The organism is Blautia sp. AF34-10 (assembly GCF_003477865.1).
Lineage (GTDB): Bacteria > Bacillota > Clostridia > Lachnospirales > Lachnospiraceae > Fusicatenibacter > Fusicatenibacter saccharivorans.
This window is the reverse complement of record NZ_QUED01000055.1, coordinates 1-5321: the sequence shown is the minus strand read 5'-3', so window position 1 is coordinate 5321 and position 5321 is coordinate 1. Positions and strand designations below refer to the sequence as shown.

3 protein-coding genes and 1 pseudogene are annotated in these 5321 nt (G+C 44.4%); all 4 read left to right on the top strand.

Annotated elements, in window-relative coordinates; translation table 11 throughout:
• The first annotated feature begins 422 nt into the window (after positions 1-422).
• The 4 genes and pseudogenes from DWZ60_RS16565 to DWZ60_RS16545 all read left to right on the top strand — a co-directional run bounded on the left by DWZ60_RS16565 (position 423) and on the right by DWZ60_RS16545 (position 5005).
• A pseudogene (locus DWZ60_RS16565) lies at positions 423-2308 on the top strand (DUF4368 domain-containing protein).
• Positions 2305-2649: a TnpV protein gene (locus tag DWZ60_RS16560; RefSeq protein WP_117805439.1), complete on the top strand. Its 345-nt coding sequence runs from the start codon at positions 2305-2307 to the stop codon at positions 2647-2649. The pseudogene DWZ60_RS16565 and the gene DWZ60_RS16560 overlap by 4 nt, the downstream one beginning before the upstream one ends.
• A 374-nt stretch (positions 2650-3023) precedes the next feature.
• A complete protein-coding gene (locus tag DWZ60_RS16555) occupies positions 3024-3776 on the top strand; it encodes a heparan-alpha-glucosaminide N-acetyltransferase (protein ID WP_117509146.1) in 753 nt (250 codons plus the stop codon).
• Positions 3777-4795: 1019 nt separating this feature from the next.
• On the top strand, positions 4796-5005 hold the full coding sequence (locus DWZ60_RS16545; RefSeq protein WP_176815408.1) for a DUF6061 family protein: 210 nt from the start codon (positions 4796-4798) through the stop codon (positions 5003-5005).
• The last annotated feature ends 316 nt before the right edge of the window (positions 5006-5321 follow it).

The following is a 5321-nucleotide window of genomic DNA, read 5'->3' as shown; positions in this document are numbered from 1 at the left end:
ATGTCTTGTGAAGACAATCGATGGAGCGCCGGATGCGGTGAAAGTCGCATGTCCGGTGTGAAGTGGGGGAAAAGGTGGAGATAATATCAAAACCTTACCTATCACTATAGGCGGAAACATTGCTGTATTGCGCGTTGATTGGATATATCCACTATGAAGCTCCGGTGGAGGAGCAGAACTTCTCCACCCTCATTGAGTTCATCAATGCGATGGAAGTCCGTGAGGATGACGAGGAGTTCAAAAACCCCGTAGACCTGATGTTTGATGCACTGGAATCGGAAAAGCCAAACCACTTCGCAGTGCGGCAGTATAAGAAATATAAGCTGGCAGCCGGTGTTGTATGCTCTAAAAGACTTCTTAATCAAGCGGTTGGGAAGTCTCTTAGAACACATAACCTAAAACCGAAGAAAGGAGCGCAAGTTATGAGAAAAAACGAGAAAATCACTGCTCTGTACGAACGATTGAGCCGTGATGACTTTGGCAAAGATGATGACCAACAGCGTGAGAGCAATTCCATTTCCAATCAAAAGGCTATGTTGGAGGAGTTTGCCGCACGGCAGGGCTTTACAAACATTGTCCATTTCACGGACGATGGCATTAGTGGCACCTGCTTTGACCGTCCCGGATTTTTAGCAATGATGAAAGAAGTGGAAGCCGGGAATGTGGAGTACCTGTGTATCAAGGACATGAGCCGCATGGGTCGTGACTATCTGAAAGTCGGTCAGATTATGGAAATCCTGCGTCAGCGTGGCGTTCGCCTTATCGCCATCAATGACGGCGTGGACAGCGCCAGAGGGGACGATGATTTTACCCCTTTCCGCAACATTATGAACGAGTATTACGCCAGAGACACCAGCCGTAAAATCCGTTCCACTTTCCAGTCCAAAGGCAAGTCCGGCAAGCACCTCACAGGCACGGTCATTTACGGCTATCTCTGGAACGAAACCAGAGACCAATGGTTGGTTGACCCCGAAGCCGCTGATGTGGTCAAGCGCATCTTTGCCATGACGATTGAGGCTACGGTCCGTATCAGATCGCCAGCAAACTGAAATCGGAAAAGGTGCTTATTCCGTCTGCTTACCTTGCCCAACACGGCGAGGGCGTGAACAAAAACAAGACTTTCAAAGATGTGTACGGCTGGGGTTCTTCCACCATCTGCAACATTCTTGAAAAGCGTGAATATCTGGGACACACCGTCAATTTCAAGACCCGAAAGCACTTCAAGGACAAGAAAAGTCATTATGTCCCGGAGGACGAATGGACGATTTTTGAGAATACGCACGAAGCCATTATTGACCAGCAGACCTTTGACCTTGTGCAGAAAATCCGTGGGAATGTCAGACGCTACCCGGACGGCTGGGGCGAAGCAGCTCCCCTCACAGGCTTGCTTTATTGTGCCGATTGCGGCGGCAAGATGTATGTCCACCGCACCAATAACGGCAAGCGCATTTCTCAATACACCTGCTCACAGTACACCAAAGTTCCTTGCGGAACGCTCTGCAAGACCCAGCACCGTATCAATGAAGATGTGGTACTGTCCCTTGTCTCTGAAATGCTGAAAGCCATTGCCGAGTATGCGAAGCATGACAGAGCCGAGTTTGTCCGTGTGGTGCAGGAAGCGCAGTCCAGCCAGCAGACCGCAGAGGTCAGGAAACAGCGGGCACGCCTTGCCACAGCAAAGCAGAGAGTTTCCGAGCTGGAAGTCCTGCTCTGCAAAATCTATGAGGACAACATTTTAGGAAAGCTGTCCGACAGCAGATACGCCACTCTGGACGCTCAATACGCAAAGGAGCAAGCCGAGCTTACCGCTGAAATCTCTGCTCTGGAAAAGGCTGTCAAGAGCTATGAGAAGCACGAAAAGGACGCTGATCGTTTTATCGCTCTGATTGACAAGTATGAGAACTTCGACAAGTTGACCATTGCCATGCTCAACGAGTTTATCGAGAAAATCCTTGTGCATGAGCGTGACCGTAAAGGCAGTATACAGACCACACAGGAGGTCGAGATTTACTTCAATTTTGTTGGGCGATTCGTTCCCCCGGCGTTTGGAGAAGTGGAGCTGACCCCGGAAGAATTAGAGGAAATCCGCAAGCGTGAGGAACGCAAGGACAGACTTCATCAGAACTACTTGAAGCGTAAAGCCAGCGGAGCGCAGAAGCGATACGAGGATAAAATCAAGGAGCGGAAAAAGGCAGAAATCGAAGCCAAGAAAGCCGCCATTCGTGCAGAGGACATTGCAAAGGGCGTGTTCGTCCCTGTCAGCAGCTTACCGCAGAGAGAGCCAATGAAAGGAGTACAATCAGCATGAATATCACTTACACACAGAACGGCGATTATCCTATCCCGAACATCGTTATCCGCAAGACCAAGCCCATCGGACACTACGGCAGACTTCGCAAGGCGTATCTGGAAATGCACCGCCCGATACTGTTCAATGAACTGGTGCTATCCGACAAGCTCTTTGAACATTGTGCCGAGATTGACGAAGCGGCACGAAACCGCATGGAGCTGATCGTGCGGTCACTGGCAGAGCAAAACGGTGTGACTGAGCAACTGAAAGCCGATAATCAAATGGAATGGGTGCGGCAGATGAACGCTTGCAAGGCACAGGCAGAGGAGATTGTGAAAGCGGAATTGATTTATGATTGAGCGAGGAAGTCCGGGCAGAAAACTGTTCGGACTTTTCTCATATAGTCCAAAGTTGCGGTAGAACTGTTCACAAGTTTTATGGTACAATTTGAATACGAAAAGTGAGCAACAAATGGAGGCTGGCTGACACATTTGTCTGCGGGCGTGATGTCCCAATCGGAAATTTCGTCAGACCATATCTCCATTTTAAAAGAAAAGAGCAAGGCCGGATAGACCTTACTCTTACATTATGAATCGGAATTTACGAAAGAGGTACAGAACATGAAGAAAATCAGAGGATTGCGTAGCTCCGGCAGAGCCGGAACGGCAGCAGCCAGAGCCGCCCCGGAGCTGGTGGAGCCGATTTTGGAGTAAATAAAAGGGGTGATGAAATTTTGCTGGAAACAACGCAAATAAAGCAGCGTTTACCGTTTATTGATTTGATAAGAGGTATAACCATTATTGAAATGATTTCGTATCATTTCTTATGGGATTTAGTTTATCTGTATAATGCAGATATTCCATGGTATAAGTCCCACGGTGCCTATATTTGGCAGCAATCCATTTGCTGGACTTTTATTTTGCTGGCTGGGTTCAGCTGGCATTTAGGAAAAAAACACATGAAAAGGGGATTGTGGGCGTTTGGTGGTGGTGTGGTCGTTTCGCTCGTTACCGCCATAGTTCTTCCCAATGATCGGGTGCGCTACGGTGTTCTAACGCTTATTGGCAGCTGTATTTTGATATGGATTTTACTGGATAAGGTTCTGAAAAAAATCCCGGCTGGGGTTGGGGTAAGTGTTAGTTTTGTGCTATTCCTCATTCTCAGAAGTTGGACGAAGCAAGACCCCATCCAACTATCTGATAATTTGCTGAATGTTACATGGTTGAAATCGGTATTAGCTTATATTGGATTTCCGCAAGCTGGCTTTTCATCTACCGACTATTTTCCGTTGCTCCCATGGATTTTCTTATTTGCAACAGGATATTTCCTGTACAGTTTCTTACAGGAAAAGGGGCTGATTAACCGGCTATTTGGAAAATGGAAAGTTCCAGGTATTAACTTTTTAGGGAAACATTCGCTTATTATTTACATGATACACCAACCGATCTGCTATGTTGTAGCGTTCTTGGTTTCGGAGATTTTTTAATATTGAGCCGTTGATCGGTGGAGTAAACAAGAAAGGAAGCCACCAAAAAGGGGGCTTCCTTTCTTTAATATCGGCAAATGTGTTTATTTTTGATTATCACAGTTTGTAGCCGGTGATGTATCGGTCGCTACCAACTTCGCCAGTGAAGAAATCGTTAAGGGAGCTGCAAGCGAAGAATCTCTAATACGACAGATTCAAGTTTGGCGAACTGATAAAATCCCTTTAGGAACTAAAGGGCGCACTTCTATACTCTCCTATCGGGAGTATGTGCGTCCTGCGGAGCTCATTCCCAGTCAGCAGAAGAAAACTGCCCGACCGAGAATGTTTCGTCACTTCGTTCCGTCAAGGGAGCTACACTCCCTTGCGCCGCTTATGCGGCTATCCCTTGTGGACTTGCCGTCTGCAAACAGCATAAAATGCTGTTCGCCGCCAGCAAGTTTGAAGGCGAATAAAATGAATTTTATGGAACAAGCAAATCGGAAGTTCAATGTGAGGAAAATTAGATGAAGAAAAAGTCTTATTGGTTAAGTATTAGTGTGTTCGTATTGATACTGATATGGACGGTTTATTATTATGCAATGCAGTACACAGGAGGATTTGCAGACTTAAAGGACTCTATTGTTTGTGGGATTGTAGGTTTGATATGTATCGTATTTATCGTGAAAAGAACTATTGACTTTTTGAAAAACAAAAAATCGTAAAATTTCAGTTGATATTTCACATATTTTAGGAAATTTAATAACTGTTATATTTAATTATCAAATTCTTCGCAAACCCTTGAAAATACTAAGTTTGTAGCAAGTGAGCTTTCCCTTACTCTTTCCTTTGTGTTATATTCTCCCATTAGCTTTCATGAATCTTAATATGGGAAAAAATAAGGGAAAGAAAATTTCATAACACAGTATAACAATAACGACATGGTGAACTGATTGAAATGTTTTCGATATTTAACTCTATAACTGATTATTAAAAGAAAATAGAGATAAGATACGATGAGAACAATTTATGCATAATACAACATAAAACACGATAGTATTGATGTTTACACAAGTGTTGGATATATGCTTCGCATTGATTGCTGGGGAGCTGAAAAAGATTTAAAAACCACATATGGATCAGAATGTGCGCTTACTTCATTGGCTGTGGATGAGCCTTTAGAATATGCAAGATTATATCTCGATGGCAATTTACAGATGTGGATAGATTCAGAAGATTCACTTGAATTATAGAACAAGAATAACGGGTAGAAAACTTCTGATGCCCATTTTACAAGGGGTTCGAGTTTTTTATGTCTGCTGGCGCTATTTCTCTGCTGGAGTACTATTTTCGGGATAATGGCGAAAGGCTTTAGCGGTATAGTTAGAAGCACCGTTTCCATATTTTGTATTGGTTATGGTTTTTATATAATCGCTGGAATAATAGTCAATTGTAGAGCAAATGAAATAGACACAGGGGATTAAGGAAGAGTTGAAGGCAGATAAACAGATGGAATGGGTAGCAAATAAATACTATACAAGAGTGTGAAAAGGGAATTTTGAATAAGGA

What these genes read in the sequence shown, in the direction of transcription:
- DWZ60_RS16560 (WP_117805439.1), top strand. Translation starts at nt 2,305, where the DNA reads ATGAATATCACTTACACACAGAACGGCGATTATCCTATCCCGAACATC.